Annotated in this window: 17 protein-coding genes; 10 read left to right on the top strand and 7 right to left on the bottom strand. The window is 68.8% G+C overall.

Going from position 1 to position 17,252, the window contains the following annotated elements; all coding sequences use genetic code 11:
* Positions 1 to 11: 11 nt before the first annotated feature.
* Genes BKN51_RS18135 through BKN51_RS18120 form a run of 4 tightly spaced genes read right to left on the bottom strand, consistent with a single transcriptional unit; the run spans position 12 to position 5,488 of the window.
* On the bottom strand, positions 12 to 1,142 hold the full coding sequence (locus tag BKN51_RS18135; RefSeq protein ID WP_101608776.1) for a lactonase family protein: 1,131 nt from the start codon (positions 1,140 to 1,142) through the stop codon (positions 12 to 14).
* Between the two features lie 27 nt (positions 1,143 to 1,169).
* A complete protein-coding gene (locus BKN51_RS18130; protein WP_101608775.1) occupies positions 1,170 to 2,558 on the bottom strand; it encodes a GntP family permease in 1,389 nt (462 codons plus the stop codon).
* On the bottom strand, positions 2,555 to 4,150 hold the full coding sequence (locus BKN51_RS18125; RefSeq protein WP_101608774.1) for an N-acyl-D-amino-acid deacylase family protein: 1,596 nt from the start codon (positions 4,148 to 4,150) through the stop codon (positions 2,555 to 2,557). Before BKN51_RS18125 ends, BKN51_RS18130 begins: the two co-directional genes overlap by 4 nt.
* A gap of 33 nt (positions 4,151 to 4,183) precedes the next feature.
* Positions 4,184 to 5,488 carry an amino acid deaminase gene (locus BKN51_RS18120; RefSeq protein WP_101608773.1) on the bottom strand — a complete coding sequence of 435 codons (1,305 nt, stop codon included), beginning with the start codon at positions 5,486 to 5,488 and terminating at the stop codon, positions 4,184 to 4,186.
* Positions 5,489 to 5,757: 269 nt separating this feature from the next.
* Between BKN51_RS18120 and BKN51_RS18115 the strand changes: the two genes are divergently transcribed.
* From BKN51_RS18115 to BKN51_RS18105, 3 genes are read left to right on the top strand one after another with little or no spacing between them, the layout of a single operon-like run.
* The gene (locus BKN51_RS18115) at positions 5,758 to 6,735 is read left to right on the top strand and encodes a sugar kinase (RefSeq protein WP_101613289.1); all 978 of its coding nucleotides are present in this window, start codon (positions 5,758 to 5,760) and stop codon (positions 6,733 to 6,735) included.
* On the top strand, positions 6,732 to 7,496 hold the full coding sequence (locus BKN51_RS18110) for an IclR family transcriptional regulator (RefSeq protein ID WP_101608772.1): 765 nt from the start codon (positions 6,732 to 6,734) through the stop codon (positions 7,494 to 7,496). Before BKN51_RS18115 ends, BKN51_RS18110 begins: the two co-directional genes overlap by 4 nt.
* On the top strand, positions 7,493 to 7,876 hold the full coding sequence (locus tag BKN51_RS18105) for a RidA family protein (RefSeq protein ID WP_101608771.1): 384 nt from the start codon (positions 7,493 to 7,495) through the stop codon (positions 7,874 to 7,876). Before BKN51_RS18110 ends, BKN51_RS18105 begins: the two co-directional genes overlap by 4 nt.
* Before the next feature lie 77 nt (positions 7,877 to 7,953).
* On the opposite strand, the gene BKN51_RS18100 is transcribed toward BKN51_RS18105, so the two are convergent.
* From BKN51_RS18100 to BKN51_RS18090, 3 genes are all read right to left on the bottom strand, one after another.
* Complete coding sequence (locus BKN51_RS18100; protein WP_101608770.1) at positions 7,954 to 8,949, bottom strand: 1-aminocyclopropane-1-carboxylate deaminase; 996 nt, start codon at positions 8,947 to 8,949, stop codon at positions 7,954 to 7,956.
* Positions 8,946 to 9,593 (bottom strand): GntR family transcriptional regulator, encoded by a 648-nt coding sequence (locus tag BKN51_RS18095; protein WP_101608769.1) that lies wholly within the window; start codon positions 9,591 to 9,593, stop codon positions 8,946 to 8,948. The genes BKN51_RS18100 and BKN51_RS18095 overlap by 4 nt, the downstream gene beginning before the upstream one ends.
* A gap of 131 nt (positions 9,594 to 9,724) precedes the next feature.
* The gene (locus tag BKN51_RS18090) at positions 9,725 to 10,084 is read right to left on the bottom strand and encodes a DUF1844 domain-containing protein (RefSeq protein ID WP_005163289.1); all 360 of its coding nucleotides are present in this window, start codon (positions 10,082 to 10,084) and stop codon (positions 9,725 to 9,727) included.
* 271 nt (positions 10,085 to 10,355) lie between these two features.
* On the opposite strand from BKN51_RS18090, the gene infC reads away from it, so the two are divergent.
* From infC to pheT, 7 genes are all read left to right on the top strand, one after another.
* Positions 10,356 to 10,940, top strand: coding sequence for a translation initiation factor IF-3 (infC, locus tag BKN51_RS18085; RefSeq protein ID WP_101608768.1), 585 nt, complete (start codon positions 10,356 to 10,358; stop codon positions 10,938 to 10,940).
* Between the two features lie 70 nt (positions 10,941 to 11,010).
* Positions 11,011 to 11,205: a 50S ribosomal protein L35 gene (rpmI, locus tag BKN51_RS18080; protein WP_005163285.1), complete on the top strand. Its 195-nt coding sequence runs from the start codon at positions 11,011 to 11,013 to the stop codon at positions 11,203 to 11,205.
* A 62-nt stretch (positions 11,206 to 11,267) separates the two neighbouring features.
* Positions 11,268 to 11,645: a 50S ribosomal protein L20 gene (gene rplT, locus BKN51_RS18075; RefSeq protein WP_005163284.1), complete on the top strand. Its 378-nt coding sequence runs from the start codon at positions 11,268 to 11,270 to the stop codon at positions 11,643 to 11,645.
* 14 nt (positions 11,646 to 11,659) lie between these two features.
* A complete protein-coding gene (locus BKN51_RS18070; RefSeq protein ID WP_199193130.1) occupies positions 11,660 to 12,472 on the top strand; it encodes a TrmH family RNA methyltransferase in 813 nt (270 codons plus the stop codon).
* A gap of 32 nt (positions 12,473 to 12,504) precedes the next feature.
* Positions 12,505 to 13,335: a DUF6159 family protein gene (locus BKN51_RS18065; protein WP_101608767.1), complete on the top strand. Its 831-nt coding sequence runs from the start codon at positions 12,505 to 12,507 to the stop codon at positions 13,333 to 13,335.
* 275 nt (positions 13,336 to 13,610) lie between these two features.
* Positions 13,611 to 14,675 (top strand): phenylalanine--tRNA ligase subunit alpha, encoded by a 1,065-nt coding sequence (gene pheS / locus BKN51_RS18060; RefSeq protein ID WP_101608766.1) that lies wholly within the window; start codon positions 13,611 to 13,613, stop codon positions 14,673 to 14,675.
* Positions 14,676 to 17,252 carry a phenylalanine--tRNA ligase subunit beta gene (gene pheT / locus BKN51_RS18055; RefSeq protein ID WP_101608765.1) on the top strand — a complete coding sequence of 859 codons (2,577 nt, stop codon included), beginning with the start codon at positions 14,676 to 14,678 and terminating at the stop codon, positions 17,250 to 17,252.

Here is a 17,252-nt window from a genome sequence, read left to right as displayed (position 1 = left end):
GGATTTTCTCCTTAGCCGAATAAGACGGAATTGACCTGGGGGAGCGCCAGTTTCCCGGCGACGGCCCCCGGGAGACCGGTGGCGGGATCGCGCGGCAGCCAGCTGAGCGTGCCGGACTTGTCGCTGGAGACGTAGAACCAGCTTTCGGTCGGATCCAGGGTGAGGTGGCGCGGGTAGACGCCACCGACGGGCGCGTTGCCCAGCAGTTTCAAGGACTTCCCGTCTTCGCCGACACCGAACGACGCGATCGTGTCCGAACCGCGCACGGACGCGTAGACGAACCTGCCGTCCTTGGACATGGTGATCTCGCCCGGGTACTGCGCGCCGGGCGTGCCCGCCGGAACGGCCGCGACGACCTGCCCGGCGGTCAGTTTCCCGGTGGCCGGGTTCCACGCCGCGACGGTCACTTCGGCACGCAGCTCGCCGAGAATGTAGGCGTACTTGCCGCCTCCGTGGAACGCGAGGTGCCGGGGCCCGGCGCCCGACGGGAGCTTCAACTGCTGGTTCAGCTTCAGTTTCCCGGTGGTGACGTCGAGTTTGTAGACGTAGACCGAGTCCGCGCCGAGGTCGACCGAGAGCACCCACTTGCCGGTGGGGTCGTTGACGACCTGGTGCGCGTGCGCGGCCCGCTCGGCGCCCTTGTGCTGGGCCAGATCGACGACGTCGCCGAGTTTCCCGCCCGCGAGGATCGGGAGGACGACGACGCTGCCGCTGCTGTAGTTCGCGGCCAGCACGTACTTCTGGCTCGAGTGGACACTCAGATGCGTGGGGTGCTGGCCCTTGGCGGATTTCTTGTTGAGCAGCTTGGGTTTCGCCGGATCGGCCAGGCTCAGCGCGGAGATCTGACCGTTCTCGTCCTCGTTGGTCACGTAGAGCGTCTTGCGGTCCGCGCTGATGTCGAACCAGGAGGCGTTGCTGATCCCCGGGATCGTCCGGTCGACGACCAGCGCGTTGGTCGCCGCGTCCCGGTGAGCGACATCGAGCCCGTGCCCGGAACTGGTATAGCTGCTGACGTAGATGGCCCCGGTTCCCTTCGGTCCGCAGGTCTGTTCGGAAGCGTTCGCGAGGTGGGAACCGAGAACGGTGGTGAGTCCAGCCGCTCCGACGGCGCCGAGGAAGGTGCGTCGATCGAGTCCGGTCATCGTGATCTCTCCCAGCTTTCAGGTGGTTTAAACCACTGCCATGAGCAATGCTGCCACGCCGAAACCGGAAACGGAAAGGACGGTTTCCAGGACGGTCCAGGTTTTCAGCGTCTGCGGCACGGTCATGTTGAAGTACCGCGAGATGATCCAGAACCCGCCGTCGTTCACGTGCGAGGCGATGATCGAACCGGCCGAAATCGCCACGACCAGCAGCGCGAGCTGGATCTGCGAGTAGCCCAGCGTCGCCACCGTCGGCGCGACGATGCCGCTCGTGGTCACGATCGCGACCGTCGCCGAACCCTGCGCGATCCGCATGCCGCAGCTGATCACGTAGGCCGCCAGGATGACCGGGAGACCGGCGTTGTCGAGCGATCCCGCGACGGCCTTGCCGATACCGGTGGCGGAGAGCACGGCACCGAAGAACGCGCCCGCGCCGACCACCAGCAGGATCATCGCGACCGGGCGGAGCGACTTCGCCGAAAGCTCGCTCAAGTCCTTGCCCGTCAAGCCGCGGCGCAGGCCCAGCAGCCAGGACGCGAGCAGCACCGAGATCGTCAGCGCGACCGCGGGGGTGCCGATGAACGCGGCGACACCGGCCGGAGCGGAGTTCTTCGGGAGCCAGATGCTGCCGAAGGTCCCGGCGAGGATCAGCACCAGCGGGACCGCGATGATCGCCGCCACCAGCTTGAGCGACGGCGGGTTCTCCTCCTTCTCGCCTTCGTCTTCCGCGACCAGGAATTCCTCGGGAACCGGCACGTCGATGCGCTTGCCGATCCAGGTCGAGTAGGCGACGCCGCCGACCAGGAACGCCGGGATACCGCAGACCAGGCCCATCAGGATGATCCAGCCGAGTTCCACGTGCAGCAGGCCCGCCGCGGCCACCGGGCCGGGGTGCGGCGGAAGGAACGCGTGCGTGATGGAAAGACCGGCGAGCAGGGGCAACGCGTACAGCACCAGCGAACGGCCGCCCTGTTTGGCGGCGACGTAGACCAGCGGTGCCAGTACGAAGATGCCGATGTCGAAGAAGACCGGGATACCGAAGACGAAGCCCGCCAGGCCCATCGCGAGCGGAGCACGCTTCTCACCGATGGCCCGCAGCAGCGCGCCGGTGAGCACCTTCGCGCCACCGGAACGCTCCAAAATGGACCCGAGGATCGTGCCGAGTCCGATGATCGCGGCGATATGCCCGAGGATCCCGCCGAAACCCTTTTCCAGCAGGGAATCCGACGCCTTCTGCGCGGAGCCGACGATCTGCCCGACCGGCAGGCCCGCGGCCAGCGCGGTCAGCAGGCCGACCACGATCAGCGCGATGAAGGGCTCGAGCTTGACCTTGATGATGAGGAACAGCAAGACCGCGATCGAGACGGCGGCGAGGGTCAGGAGACCTCCCGTCGAATGTTGGAGCCAATCGATCATCGGGCACTCCCGGGATTCCGCAGTGAATGGCCGGCGAGGGCGCCGGTCGGTTGACCATCGTCGATGGCGGCGACACCGTTGACGAAGACATAGGGGATACCGGCGGCCTGCTGCCGCGGCTCGTCGAACGTGGCGGTGTCGGCGACGGTTTCCGGGTCGAACAGCACGAGATCCGCCGCGTACCCCGCGCGGACGAGACCCCGGTCGGTCAGCCGCAGGCGTTCCGCCGCGCGGCCGGTGAGGTGGGAGACACATTCGGCGAGGTCGAGGACGCCGAGTTCGCGGACGTAGCGCGCGAGGTACCGCGGGAACGTGCCCCAGGCGCGGGGATGCGGCCGGGCGCCGACGAGGAGCCCGTCGCTGCCGCCGGTGTGCGTGCGGTGCCGCATGATCGCCTGGACGTTCTCCTCGTGCCCGACGTGCATCAGGCAGGACGTGCCGAGCTTCTCCGAGAGCAGGACGTCGAAGTACAGCTCCGCGGCCGGTTTCCCGGCCCGCTGCGCCGAAGCGGCGACGGAATGCCCGACGAGGTGCGAGTTCTCGTCGCGGCGGACGCCGTTGATCTCGATGGCTTCCCAGTCGATCGGCACGCCGTGCGCGCCGTCGGAGCCGGTCTCCTCGATCTCGGCACGGATCCGCTCACGCGTGTCCACATCGGACAGCCGGGCGAGGGTCGCGTCCAGCCCGCCTTCGGTGGACCAGCTCGGCAGCAGCGCGGAAAGGTAGGTGGCGCCGGGAAGATAGGGATAGGTGTCCAGCGTGATGTCGCAGCCGTCGTCGAGCGCCTGGTCGAGCAGTTCCAGCAGCTGGGGAGCCTTGCCCTTGTTCACCGAGAAGTTCATCGTGGCGTGCGCGAGGTGCAGCGGGCAGCCCGAGCGGCGGGAGACGTCGACCATCTCACCGAAAGCCTCGAGCGCGCCCTTGCCGTAGCTGCGGTGGTGCGGACTGTAGAAACCGCCGCGCTCGCCGACGACCCGGCACAGTTCGACGAGTTCCTCGGTGGTCGCGTACATGCCCGGCGTGTAGGTGAGCCCGGACGACATGCCCATCGCGCCCTCGGCGAGCCCGGTCGCGATGAGTTCCTTCATCGCGTTCATCTCGGCTTCGGTCGCGGGCCGGTCTTCCCAGCCGACGGTGAGCATGCGGACGGTGCCCTGCGGCACCAGGTAGGCCGCGTTGACCGCGACCCCGGCGTCGAGCCGGTCGAGGTACTCGCCGACCGAGCGCCAGTTCCAGTCGAATCCGGCGGGGTCGTCGTTCCACCCGGCGAGCTGCTGGCGCAGCGCCGCGAGGACGTCGTCGTTCACGGGCGCGTAGGAGAGCCCGTCCTGTCCGAGGACCTCGGTCGTGACGCCCTGCGAGAGCTTCGCGAGGTGATCCGGATTGGCGAGCAGCTGGAGGTCCGAGTGCGAATGCATGTCGATGAACCCGGGCGCGAGCACGAGTCCTTCGGCGTCGATGGTGCGGCGGCCCGCGAGCGAGCCCGGTTCGGCGACACTGGCGATACGGCCGTCGGTGATGCCCACGTCGTGCCTGGTGAGCGGATCCCCGGTGCCGTCGGCGACCAGTGCGGAGCGGACAACGATGTCCATGGCGATTCTTCCTCTGCGGCGGTGGAGGACGGATCAGAAATGCGTGCGGACGAAATCGAGCACGGTCTCGCCGTCGGGGCCGACGACCGGGATGAGGGGCCATTTGTCGAAGACGGTGCAGGGATGCGAAAGACCCAGTGCGATCCAGTCGCCGACCTCGACCGGCGAACCGGGCGGCAGCGTCAGAAAGGCGTGCTGGTCGTTCATCTTCTGGATGGCGTGACCTTCGAGCGCGGACGGCGGTCCGTCGCCCTTGCGGATCAGGCGGGGCTCGGGCATGCCTTCGTCGAAGGAGGCGTCCCGTTTGCCGATGGTGAGCAGCGCGAGTTCGTCCGTCGGCTTCGACGTCACCTGCGCCCAAGCGCGCAGTGCGGGACGGAACGAGGCGACGCCGCCGATACGCGGGTTTTCGCCCAGCGGGGAGATCACCCGGTAGAAGCCGTCGTCGTGGGTCACGTAGGCGCCGCTGCGCAGGATCGGCAGGACGTCCAGGCCGCCCCAGTCCTTGGTGAGTTCGTCGGCGACGCGGTCGAAGTACGCGCTGCCGCCGCCGGTGACGATGATCTGCCCGGCGTCGTCGAGCAGGCCCTTGTCGTTGAACGCGAAGACGAGTTCCCGCAGACCGTCCACATAGGAGCTGATCAGCTGGAGCGACTTCTCGTCGGTGTGGTGGGAGAGCGCGCCTTCGTAGCCGCCGGATCCGCGCAGCCGCAGGGCCGGGCTCGCGTGCGCGGCTTCGGCGACGGCGAGCGCGGTGGCGGTGTCGCGGACCCCGGTCCGGCCACCCTCGGCGCCGAGTTCGACGAGCACGTCCACCTTGCGGCGGGCGCCGCGCAGGGCCTCGGTCATCAGCTCGACGCCGCGGACCGAGTCGACCCAGCAGACGAACTCGAAGTCGTCGTCGGCGTCCAGTTCCGCGGCGAGCCAGCGCAGGCCCGACGGGTCGAGCAGCTGGTTCGCCAGCAGGATCCGGGAAACCCCGAACGCCCGGTAGATCCGCAGGTGCCCGGCGTTGGCGCAGGTGATGCCCCAGGAACCGTGCTGGAGCTGCCGCTCGAACAACTGCGGCGCCATCGTCGTCTTGCCGTGCGGGGCCAGCGCGACCCCGCGTTCGGCGCACCAATCGGCCATCGTGCGGAGATTGTGCTCGACGGCTTCCTCGTCGAGCACCACGAACGGGCCCAGGAAGCCGTCGTCGAACAGCTTCGCGCCGCGGGCGGCGGCCTCCCCGATCGTGAGTCCGGACAGCGAGGGCGCGACCGAGCGGAAGCGCCAGTCGACGCGCTCCTCCCGGACGGCCGCGACCGCGGCGGAATCGATGGTGCCGGCTTGGAACATAAAGTTCACCTCGGTTGCGTATGTTGCAACGGACGTTGCGCATATTGCGTGGGATAGGTGTAGCATCCGGTCCGCTAGAGGTCAACGGCGTGACGACTAGGAGACGCGGAAGTGACAGGTGAGCCTTGGCCGCCCGGGAATCTTTTGATCTTTTGGGGTCGCGCCTTTTTGGCCGGAGGCCCCGCTATCGCGATGGCAGGGCGCTTTTCGATCGTGAGGCGCAGTGATTTCGCGAGATGCGCCCTGGCAGCGGGATGGCGGTCGGCACGATGAGGAGCACTGACGTTTTGTGCATCGGGGAGTCGATGGCCTTGTTCGTACCGGCCGAATCCGGGCCGCCCGACGAGGTACGGAAGTGGGTGCGGACCATCGGCGGAGCCGAATCGAACGTCGCCTGCCATCTCCCCGCGCTGGGTTTCGCCAGTGCGTGGGTGAGTGCCGTCGGCGACGATCCGTTCGGCCGCGCGCTCGTGCGCGAGATCGCCGCGGCGGGGGTGGACGTCAGCGCGGTCATGGTCGACCCGACGCGGCCGACCGGGCTCTACATCAAGGAAAGCGGCGCTCAGGGCAGCCCCGTGCGCTACTACCGCAAGGGCTCGGCGGCGTCCGGAATGGACGCCGGGCTGCTGGGGAAGCTCGATCTCGACGGGGTGCGCGTGATCCACCTGTCCGGGATCACGCCCGCGCTGTCCGACGGCTGCCTCGACCTGGTGCGGGCCCTGCTGGAGCGGCCTCGCGGCGACACGCTGGTGTCGTTCGACGTCAACTTCCGGCCCGCGCTGTGGACCGGGCGCGACCCGTCCGTCCTCGCCGGACTGGCCGCCCGCGCGGACATCGTGCTGGCGGGCGAAGACGAAGCCGAGCGGGTGTGGGGGACAGGCGACCCAGGACGGCTGCGTGCCGTGCTGCCCGGGCCGGAAACGCTGGTCGTCAAGCACGGGGAGCGTGGGGTCACGCTGGTCGACGGCGAAGAAGCGCCGCTGTTCGCGCCCGCACTGCGGGTCGACGTCGTCGAACCGGTCGGTGCCGGCGACGCGTTCGCGGCCGGTTTCCTCGCCGCCACCCTGCGCGGCGACGACCCCGTGACCAGGCTGCGGCGCGGTCACCTGCAGGCCGCCGCCACCCTGCTGACCCACGACGACGTGGGGACACCGCTGCCCGAAACCGTCGTCGAAGCGCTCATCGGAGCGGATGCGGCAGCATGGGCGGCGGCGAAGCTGACGGACAAGGGATTGGTGGGCGTATGAGCCAGAGCCTGGACAGGGCGCTCACACTGCTGGGCGGGCTCGCCCGCGAGCCGAAGACGCTGGACCAGCTCGCCGAGGAGATCGGCGTGCACAAGTCGACCGTGCTGCGGCTGCTGCGCACCCTCGAGTCGCACCATTTCGTGCGCCGGGAGGGACAGCGGTACTACCGGCTCGGCAGTGCCCTCTTCGACCTCGCGCAACAGGCACTGGAAGACCGCGACGTCCGCCGCACCGCCCAGTCCGCGCTCGCCGCGCTCAACGTGAGCACCGGGCACACCGTGCACCTCGCGTCCTATGAGGACGGAGAGGTCGTCTACATCGACAAGTTCGAGGGCAGGCATTCGGTGCGGATGTACTCCCGCATCGGCAAACGCGCCCCGCTGCACTGCACCGCCGTCGGCAAGGTGCTCGTCGCGGCGATGACGCCGGAGAAGCGGGCGGACGTCGTTTCGAGGATCGACTTCTTCGTCCGCACCCCGAACACGATCACCACACCGGCCGCCTACGGGACCGAACTGGATCTCGTCGCCGACCGCGGCTACGCGGTGGACAACGCCGAGCACGAGGACTTCATCCACTGCATCGCCGCGCCGGTCCGCGGCCCGGGTGGCGTGGTGCTGGCCGCCGTGTCGATGTCGGTGCCGAAGGTGCTGCTCGACTACGACGGCCTGATGGGGCTCGTGCCCGAACTGGTCGCCGCCGCCGAACAAGCTTCCGTCCACAGTGGATGGACGGGGAACCGAAAGGGGAAGTTGGAATGAGCAAGACCGCGATCAGCACGGAGAACGCGCCGAAGCCGGTGGCCGCGTTCTCGCAGGCGGTCCGCAAGGGCAACATCCTGCAGGTGGCCGGCCAGGTCGCCTTCGACCCGGCCACCGGCGCCATCGTCGGCGAGACCGTCGGTGAGCAGACCGAGCAGACCTTCAAGAACATCGAAGCGGTGCTCGAGGCCGCCGGTTCGAGCCTGGCCGACGCGCTGATGGTGCGTGTCTACCTGACCGACGTCGACCACTTCGGCGTGTTCAACGAGGCCTACAACAAGCTGATCGGCGAAGCGCCGCACCCGGCCCGCACCACCGTGTACGTCGGCCTGCCCGCCGGCCTGCTGGTGGAGATCGACGTCCTGGCCGTGGTGGACTAGTCACCCACGCGCGCTAGGAAAGGCCCGTTACTTGCAAATTTTGCAAGTAACGGGCCTTTCCTAGCATTGGTGAGGGGCTAGAGCACGCTCGTGTAGCCGTTCAGCGCGGGCTGCCCGCCCAGGTGCGCGAAGAGCACGTTCGAGTCCCGTGATATCTCACCGCGGGCAACGAGGTCGATCAGGCCCGCCATGGACTTGCCCTCGTACACCGGATCGGTGAGCATGCCCTCCAGTCTCGCCAGCGTCCGGATCGCGTCCAGGGTGGACTCGTCGGGGATGCCGTAGATCCCCGCGTGATAGCGCTCGTCCAGTTCGACCTCGCCGATCTCACCGGCGCCGATCAGCTCTGCGGTCGCCCGGGCGATCCGCGTGACCTGGTCGCGGGTCTCGGCCGGTTTCGCCGAACCGTCGATGCCGAGGATCCGCCGTGGCTTCCCCGAAAGCGCGGCCCCGGCGACCATCCCGGCCTGCGTGCTGCCGGTGACCGAGCAGACGACCACGGTGTCGAAGAAGACGCCGAGCTCGGCCTCCTGCGCCTCGAGTTCGACGATCCAGTTCGCGAAACCGAGCCCGCCGAGCCGGTGGTCCGAGCCGCCCGCCGGGATCGCGTACGGCTTGCCGCCGCCCGCTTCGATCTCCTTGACCGCGTTCTCCCAGCTCTCCTTGAAGCCGACGCCGAACCCGGCTTCGACCATCCGGATGTCCGCGCCGAGGATGCGCGAGAGCTGGATGTTGCCGACCTTGTCGTACAGCGGGTCGTTCCAGTCCACCCAGCTCTCCTGCACCAGCACGGCCTTAAGCCCGGCGCGCGCGGCGGCCGCGGCGACCTGGCGGGTGTGGTTCGACTGCACGCCGCCGATGGAGATCAGCGTGTCCGCGCCGTCGGCGAGGGCGTCGGCGACCAGATACTCGAGCTTCCGCGTCTTGTTGCCGCCGAACGCGATCCCGGAATTGACGTCCTCGCGTTTCGCCCAGACCTTCGCCCCGCCGAGGTGGGCGGTGAGCCGCTCGAGCGGGTGGACGGGGGAGGGGCCGAACAGCAGCGGGTAGCGCGGGAAGTCGGCGAGGGTCATGACGTCTCCAGGAGGGCTTCGAGTTCGGTCCAGATGGTGGCGGTGATCGAGCAGGCCGCGTCGACGTCGCCTGCTTCGAGGGCGTCGGCCAGCTCGGCATGCCGCTGGACCGACCGGTGCGCGGGCAGCGAGCCGAAGCGGGCGTACTCGAGCCGCCGGAGCAACGGTGTGTAGCGGGCCAGCGTCGCGGCGATCGCCCGGTTGCGCGCGGCTGCCACCGGGATGTCGTGGAGTTCGTCGTCGGCGGCGATCGCGGCCGCGATGTCCCCGGCGGCGATCGCGTCGGCGAACCGGGTGTTGGCCGCGCGCATCGCCGCGACCTCGGCCGGTCCCATCCGCGGTGCGCCGGTCCGGACCGCGAACTCGTGCAGCACGCGGACCAGCTGCAACGCGTCGCGGACGTCGTCGGGCACGAACCCGGCCACCCGCGTGTAGCTCTGCGGCTTCGACTCGACGAGGCCGTCCTCTATAAGACGGAGCAACGCCTGGCGCACCGGCGCCCGCGACAAGCCGAGCTGATCGGCGAGGTCGCCGTCGCGCAGGTTCGTCCCCGGCGGCAGCGTCCCGTCGATGATCGCCCGGCGGATGTTCTCGTAGGCCTCGTCCCTCAGGAGAGACCTCGGCACCTTCGCTAACCCACTCACATCTGAAATGTTAGCTGCCAGCCTGCTCGTTGGGTAGCGCGCGTGCAATGAAAGGCCCGTTACTTGCAAAATTTGCAAGTAACGGGCCTTTCATTGCACTACTGGAGGGGAGGGAGACGAGCGGGCAGGGCTTAGTAGACCGGTCCCGTGTACTTTTCGCCCGGCCCCTGCCCGGGCGCGTCCGGCACGGCCGAAGCCTCGCGGAACGCCTTCTGCAGCGACTGCAGGCCGTCGCGCAACGGCCCCGCGTGCAGGCCGAGGTACTCTGCCGAAGCGGTGACCAGTCCGGCGAGGGCGGTGATCAGGCGGCGGGCCTCGTCGAGGTCGCGGTGGGGTGAGCTGGCCGGGTCTTCGTCGGCGAGGCCGAGGCGTTCGGCGCCGGCGGAGAGCAGCATGACGGCCGCCCTGCTGATCACCTCGACGCTCGGGATGTCCTCCAGGTCGCGGACGTCCGGGGAATACGGGGGTTGCTGAACGGGTTCATCTGACACGTCTGGTACCCTTCCACGAGCGACCAGCCCCCGAGCGATCGGGGGCGGCAAGTGGAGCCCCGCTCCCACCCGTGTCACCGCTGCAACACCAGGTGTCCGGGTCCGGTCTCGCCAAAGACGATTTCGGGCGTCTGAGGCGGTGTGTTCGGTTCTGGAGATCGAACACGATCGGAAAGAGTGGGCCCCGCGTACCGGCACGGTACCGGGGCCTTAGGTATGTGGGCACCAGGTCGAAACGGTAGAAGAATTTACCTCGAACCAGGGAGGCCCCATCAGCTCCGAGACACGCATCAACGACCGAATCCGGGTACCGGAGGTCCGCCTCGTCGGACCCGCCGGTGAACAGGTCGGCATCGTCCGGATCGAAGATGCGCTGCGGCTGGCACAGGAGAACGATCTCGATCTCGTCGAGGTCGCTCCTCAGGCACGCCCGCCCGTATGCAAGCTCATGGACTTCGGCAAGTTCAAGTACGAGAGTGCGCAGAAGGCCCGCGAGTCCCGCCGCAACCAGCAGCTCACCGTCATCAAAGAGCAGAAGCTGCGGCCGAAGATCGACCAGCATGACTACGAGACCAAAAAGGGTCACGTGTCGCGGTTCCTGGCCGCCGGCAACAAGGTCAAGGTCACGATCATGTTCCGCGGTCGCGAGCAGTCCAGGCCGGAACTCGGTTTCCGCCTGCTGCAGAAGCTCGCCGACGAGGTGACCGAACTCGGTTTCGTCGAGTCGTCGCCGAAGCAGGACGGTCGCAACATGATCATGGTGTTGGCCCCGCACAAGAACGTGAAGCCGCCCAAGGCCGCGAAGGCTGCCAAGGACGAGTCGACCGAATCGTCCGAGCCGCCCGCCGACGCGTAGCGCCGACCAGCACATGTCGCGGCACACCGGAAAACACCGGTGTGCCGCCGCACGAAAGAGGACATACGTAATGCCGAAGATGAAGACGCACAGCGGGACGTCGAAGCGAGTTCGCGTCACGGGCACGGGCAAGCTGCGCCGCCAGAAGGCCGGCCGCCGCCACCTGATGGAGAAGAAGTCCAACAGGCTCACCCGTCGTCTCGAAGGCACCACCGAGATCGCCAAGAACGACGTCGGCCGCGTCAAGCGCCTTCTCGGCCGCTGACACCCCGCACTTTGTAAACGCCGGGCGCGCCAGCGCGCCCCCAGATCGACAGGATGGACCCAGTGGCACGCGTCAAGAGGGCTGTCAACGCCCAGAAGAAGCGTCGCGCGACTCTCGAGCTCGCCAGCGGCTACCGCGGCCAGCGTTCGCGGCTGTACCGCAAGGCGAAGGAGCAGACGCTTCACTCGCTGAACTACGCCTACCGGGACCGCCGTGCCCGCAAGGGTGACTTCCGCCAGCTGTGGATCACCCGCATCAACGCGGCCGCCCGCGCCAACGGCGTCACCTACAACCGCTTCATCCAGGGCCTCAAGGCCGCGGGTGTCGAGGTCGACCGCAAGATCCTCGCGGACCTCGCGGTCAACGACGCCGCCGCCTTCACCGCGCTGGCCGAGCTGGCCAAGGCGAACGTGAACACCGAAGAGAAGAAGTCGGCCTGACCGGCCACAGCGCTATTCCGCAACCCGGGGCTGCTCCGTTCACCGAACGGACGCCCCGGGTTGTTGCTGCGCGCAAGCTCACCCGCCGGGCCGAGCGGGAGAAAACGGGCCGGTTCCTCGCCGAGGGCGCGAACGCGGTCGAAGCCGCGCTCGCCCACGAAGGCAAGGTGTACGAGCTGTTCGTGACCGAACGCGCCGCCGCGCAGCACGAGCGGTTGCTAGCCACCGCGCACGAGTCGGGCGTCCCGGTTTCGCCGATCACCGACCGCGCCGCCGACGGCCTGTCCGAGACCGTGACGCCGCAAGGCATCGTCGCGGTCTGCGCGCTCGTCGACCGTCCACAAGAGACCGTTCTCAAGCCGGGCGCGAAGCTCGTCGTCGTCCTCGTCGACGTCGCCGATCCCGGCAACGCGGGCACCGTGATCCGGGTCGCGGACGCCGCCGGCGCCGACGCGGTCGTCCTCGCCGGGGACAGTGTCGATCCCCACAACGGCAAATGCGTCCGCGCGGCCGCGGGCAGCCTGTTCCACCCCGCCATCACCCGGATCCGGGACGTCGACGCGGCCTTGAAGGCCTGCTCCGCCGCGGGTCTCCGCACTTTCGGCGCGCACGGCTACGCCGACACGGAACTCGATCAGGTCACCTTCGACCAGCCCGTCGCGTGGGTGTTCGGCAACGAGGCGCACGGATTGCCGCAAAACGTCCTCGACGCCGTCGACCTCGCGGTCAAGATCCCGATGTACGGCCGGGCGGAGAGCCTGAACCTCGCGACGGCCGCGGCGATCTGTGTCTACACCAACGCGATGGCGCCGAACCGGGCTCGCTAACCTACGGATTCCGTTGGCTTACTGGGGGAATCATGGGGCGTATCGCCCGTTCTTTCGCTCTGTTCGGCGCTTCCTGGCGCGTTCTGCGGTCCCGCAAGGAACTCGCGGTCTTCCCGGTGCTGGCCTCCCTCGCGGGACTGCTGGTCGCCGTGGTGTTCCTCGGGAGCGGTTACTGGATCTCCCACACCGAGATCGCCGACCACTCGCGGCTCACTCCCGGTTCGTACGTGATGATCGGCCTGTTCTACCTCGCGGCCGCGTTCGTCACGGTGTTCTTCAACGCCGCGCTCATTTCACAGGCCGACGTCGCGCTGCGCGGTGACGATCCCCGCGTGGCCACCGGGCTGGCCGAGGCGGGCCGCCGATGGCTGCCCCTGCTGGGCTGGGCGGCGGTGACCGCGACGGTCTCCCTGATCCTCCGGGAGATCGAGCAGCGGTTCGCGTTCATCGGTTTCTTCGTCGGCCGGCTGGTCGGTGCCGCCTGGAACCTCGTCACCTACCTCGTCCTGCCGGTGATGATGATCGAGGACGCCGGCGTCCGGCACGGGGCCAAGCGGTCGGCGGTGCTGCTCAAGCAGACCTGGGGTGAGCAGGCCGCCGGAAGGTTCGGCATCGGGCTGGTCGGCGTGCTGCTGACACTGGCCGGATTCGCGGTCTTCATGGGCGCCGGGTTCCTGCTCGGCGGCACCATCACGATCGTCGTCTCCATCGGGATTTCACTCGTGTGGGCGTTCTTGGTCTCCATCCTCTGCACGACGCTGGCCGGGATCTACCAGACCGCGTTGTACCGCTACGCCGCCGACGGCATCGTCCCGGAGGCGTTCGGCAAGGTGGACTTCGCGGGCGCGTTCGCCACCCGCTGACGCCGAAATCGATGGCCCGAGTGCCCGCGACCACGTAGAGTCGCGGGCACCACGCCGTCCGCACCACGACACCAAGGGAGCTCCCATGGAACGCACTGTTCGTTCCAGCACCTTGTTTACGGCGTAAAGCGCGTTCTTCGCACTCGCGAGTGACGGTGTGCCCAGCCCGAGGGTGATCGGGGGCCGCCGTTCGCTGTCCCATAGAATTCAGCAGCTGCTAAACCCATGTGTGCGCTCGCGTGCACCGGACCAGTCCCAGCGGACGCCGAGGAGTTATGTCCGAAGCCAACGACAAGCAGGACCCCCAGGCGGGGGCGCTCGCGCCGGATACGTTGACGGCCGCCGTCAAGCAGGCCGAGACGGATTTCGCGGCCGCGGCGGATCTCGACGCGCTGGCCGCGGTCAAGCCCGCCCACCTCGGGGACCAGTCTCCGCTGCTCCTCGCGCGCCGCGAGATCGGCGCCCTGCCGAAGCAGGAGAAGGCCGAGGCCGGGAAGCGGGTCAACGAAGCGCGCCAAGGCATCCAGGCCGCCTTCGACGCCCGCCGTGCCGTACTCCAGGTCGAACGTGACGAAAAGGTGCTCCGCGAGGAGACCGTCGACGTCACGCTTCCGTGGGATCGGGTGCCCCGCGGCGCCCGGCACCCGATCGCGACCCTCTCGGAGCGCATCGCCGACGCCTTCGTCGCGATGGGCTACGAGGTCGCCGACGGTCCGGAACTCGAGGCCGAGTGGTTCAACTTCGACGCGCTGAACTTCGGCAAGGACCACCCCGCGCGCCAGCTGCAGGACACGTTCTACCTCGGCGAGGAGGACTCCGGGCTGGTGCTGCGGACGCACACCTCGCCGGTACAGGCCCGCACGCTGCTGCACCGTGACCTGCCCGTCTACGTCGTCTGCCCCGGCCGCACCTACCGGACCGACGAGCTCGACTCCACGCACACGCCGGTGTTCTCGCAGGTCGAAGGACTCGCGGTGGACAAGGGCCTGACGATGGCGCACCTCAAGGGCACCCTCGACGCCTTCGCCCGCACGATGTTCGGCGAAAGCTCGAAGACCCGCCTGCGCCCGCACTTCTTCCCGTTCACCGAGCCGTCGGCCGAGGTCGACGTCTGGTTCGAGGAGAAGAAGGGCGGCGCCGGCTGGGTCGAATGGGGCGGCTGCGGCATGGTCAACCCCAACGTCCTGCGTGCCTGCGGCGTCGATCCCGAGGTCTACTCGGGCTTCGCCTTCGGCATGGGTATCGAGCGCACCCTGCAGTTCCGCAACGGAATCCCGGACATGCGCGACATGGTGGAGGGCGACATCAGGTTCACCCTGCCCTTCGGAACGGAGGCCTGAGTGAAGGTCCCAGCCAGCTGGCTGACCGAACACCTCGACGTCGACGAGGAGGTCACGGCCCAGGATCTGGCCGACGCCTTCGTGCGCATCGGCATCGAGGTCGACGAGGTCCGCGCGCTCGAACCGGTCACCGGCCCGCTCGTGGTGGGCCGCGTCGCCGAGATCGAGGAGCTGACCGAGTTCAAGAAGCCGGTCCGTTTCTGCCGGGTCGACGTCGGCGAGTCCGGCGACGACGCTGACAACGCAGAGAAGCCCGACGAGAACGTCGACGACGACTCCGATGACGACGAGGGTCCCTTCGAGGACGACGGTCCCGCGGGGATCAGGACTCGCGGGATCATCTGCGGTGCCACGAACTTCGCCGAGGGTGACCTGGTCATCGTCGCGCTGCCCGGCACGGTGCTGCCCGGCGGCTTCGAGATCGGTTCGCGCAAGACCTACGGCCGGCTCAGTGACGGCATGATCTGCTCCGCGAGCGAGCTCGGCATCGGAGACGACCACTCCGGCATCCTGGTGCTGCCCCCGAGCACCGCCAGCCCCGGCGAAGACGCGAACAAGCTGCTGGGCCTCGAAGACACCGTCCTCGAGGTGACGCCGACCCCGGATCGCGGCTACACGCTGTCGGTCCGCGGCCTGGCCCGCGAGCTGTCCAACGCGCTCGACGTCCCGTTCGGCGACCCGGCGTCCATCGAGGTCCCGGTGGCCGAGAGCGACGCGTGGCCGGTGCACCTCGAGGACACCGAGGGCTGCAAGCGTTTCGTGCTGCGCCGGGTCAAGGATCTCGACGCGACGGCGCCGACACCGTGGTGGATGCGCCGCCGCCTGATGCTGGCCGGGATCCGCTCGATCTCGCTCGCGGTCGACGTGACCAACTACGTGATGCTCGAACTCGGTCATCCGCTGCACGCGTTCGCGACCGGGTCGGTCAAGGGCGATCTGGTGGTGCGCAAGGCGAAGCCGGGCGAGAAGCTGACCACTTTGGACGATGCGGAGCGCACTCTCGACCCGGACGACGTGGTGATCGCCGACGACAGCGGCGTCATCTCGCTGGCGGGCACGATGGGCGGCGCGTCGACCGAGATCACCCCCGAGAGCACCGACGTGCTGCTCGAGGCGGCGCACTGGGATCCGTCGTCGATCAGCCGGACGGCCCGCCGTCACAAGCTGTTCTCCGAGGCCGCCAAGCGGTTCGAGCGGTACACCGACCCGCAGCTGTGCGCGGTGGCCGTCGAATTCGCCGCGCGCCTGCTGCGTCAGTACGGCGACGGTTCGATCCTGCCCGGCCGCACCGACGAGGGCGGCGTCGAGCCGAACCAGCCGGTGACCATGCCGATCAGCCTGCCCGACCAGGTGGCCGGGGTGCGCTACGAGCGTGGCGTCACCGTCAGGCGGCTCTCGCAGATCGGCTGCAAGGTCAACGTGGGCACGTCCGAGGACGGTACCGCGCTGGTGACCGCGATCCCGCCGAGCTGGCGCGGTGACCTGGTGCAGCCCGCCGACCTGGTCGAGGAGGTGCTCCGGCTGGAGGGCTACGACAGCATCCCGTCGGTGCTGCCCGACGCCCCGGCGGGTCGCGGCCTCACCGACACGCAGCGCCGTCGCCGCTCGGTCGCGCGTGCGCTGGCCGAGGCGGGCTACGTCGAGGTGCAGCCCTTCCCGTTCATCTCGGACTCGGTCTGGGATTCGTTCGGGCTGCCCGAAGACGACGTGCGCCGCAAGACCGTCAAGATCCGCAACCCGCTGGAAGCGGACAAGGACCGGATGGCGAGCACGTTGCTGCCCGGGTTGCTGGAAATGTTGCAGCGCAACATTTCCCGTGGCTTCAAGGATGTTTCGCTGTTCCACCTCGGACAGGTCGTGCTGCCCGGGCCGAACCCGATCCCGATGCCGGCGCTCGGGGTGGACCGGCGGCCGACCGACGAGGAGCTCGCGGTGCTGGAGGCGGCTGTCCCGCCGCAGCCGTTGCACGTCGCCGTCGTGCTCGCCGGTCAGCGTGCCCGCGCGGGCTGGTGGGGCGAGGGTGAGCAGGCGAACTGGGCCGACGCGGTGCAGGCCGCCCGGCTCGTGGCGCAGGCCGCCGGTGTCGAGCTGACCACGGCCGCGGCGGACCAGCCGCCGTGGCACCCCGGCCGTTGCGCTCAGCTGCGGGTGGGGCAGTGGCCCGTCGGCTACGCCGGTGAGCTGCACCCGAAGGTCGTCGAGGCGCTCGGGCTGCCGCCGCGCACCGTCGCGATGGAACTCGACCTGGACGCGATCCCGATCCCGGACGACCGTCCGGCGCCGCGGATCTCGGCGTACCCGCCGGTGCTGCTCGACGTCGCCCTCGTCGCCGAAACCGGTGTGCCGTCGGCGGATCTGGCCGAGGCGCTGCGCGAAGGCGCGGGCGAACTGCTCGAAGACATCACGCTGTTCGACTCCTACCAGGGCGAGCAGCTGGGCGAGGGCAAGCGTTCGATGGCGTACAAGCTGCGGTTCCGCGCCGCGGATCGCACGCTGACCGTCGACGAGGCCACCAAGGCCCGCGACGCCGCCGTCGCGGTCGCCGGTGAACGCTTCGGCGCGAGCCTGCGGACCTGA

The sequence above is a fragment of the Amycolatopsis sp. BJA-103 genome (assembly GCF_002849735.1).
Taxonomy (GTDB): Bacteria; Actinomycetota; Actinomycetes; order Mycobacteriales; family Pseudonocardiaceae; genus Amycolatopsis.
The sequence above is the reverse complement of the archived record's forward strand: the minus strand, read 5'-3'. Positions and strand labels throughout refer to the sequence as shown.

Excerpts from the sequence above, each read along its gene's own strand:
- BKN51_RS18125 (WP_101608774.1), bottom strand. The coding sequence starts at position 4,150 with ATGGACATCGTTGTCCGCTCCGCACTGGTCGCCGACGGCACCGGGGAT.
- BKN51_RS18135 (WP_101608776.1), bottom strand. The coding sequence starts at position 1,142 with ATGACCGGACTCGATCGACGCACCTTCCTCGGCGCCGTCGGAGCGGCT.
- BKN51_RS18115 (WP_101613289.1), top strand. The coding sequence starts at position 5,758 with ATGAGGAGCACTGACGTTTTGTGCATCGGGGAGTCGATGGCCTTGTTC.
- rpmI (WP_005163285.1), top strand. The coding sequence starts at position 11,011 with ATGCCGAAGATGAAGACGCACAGCGGGACGTCGAAGCGAGTTCGCGTC.
- BKN51_RS18110 (WP_101608772.1), top strand. The coding sequence starts at position 6,732 with ATGAGCCAGAGCCTGGACAGGGCGCTCACACTGCTGGGCGGGCTCGCC.
- BKN51_RS18130 (WP_101608775.1), bottom strand. The coding sequence starts at position 2,558 with ATGATCGATTGGCTCCAACATTCGACGGGAGGTCTCCTGACCCTCGCC.
- pheS (WP_101608766.1), top strand. The coding sequence starts at position 13,611 with ATGTCCGAAGCCAACGACAAGCAGGACCCCCAGGCGGGGGCGCTCGCG.
- BKN51_RS18100 (WP_101608770.1), bottom strand. The coding sequence starts at position 8,949 with ATGACCCTCGCCGACTTCCCGCGCTACCCGCTGCTGTTCGGCCCCTCC.
- BKN51_RS18120 (WP_101608773.1), bottom strand. The coding sequence starts at position 5,488 with ATGTTCCAAGCCGGCACCATCGATTCCGCCGCGGTCGCGGCCGTCCGG.
- BKN51_RS18065 (WP_101608767.1), top strand. The coding sequence starts at position 12,505 with ATGGGGCGTATCGCCCGTTCTTTCGCTCTGTTCGGCGCTTCCTGGCGC.
- BKN51_RS18105 (WP_101608771.1), top strand. The coding sequence starts at position 7,493 with ATGAGCAAGACCGCGATCAGCACGGAGAACGCGCCGAAGCCGGTGGCC.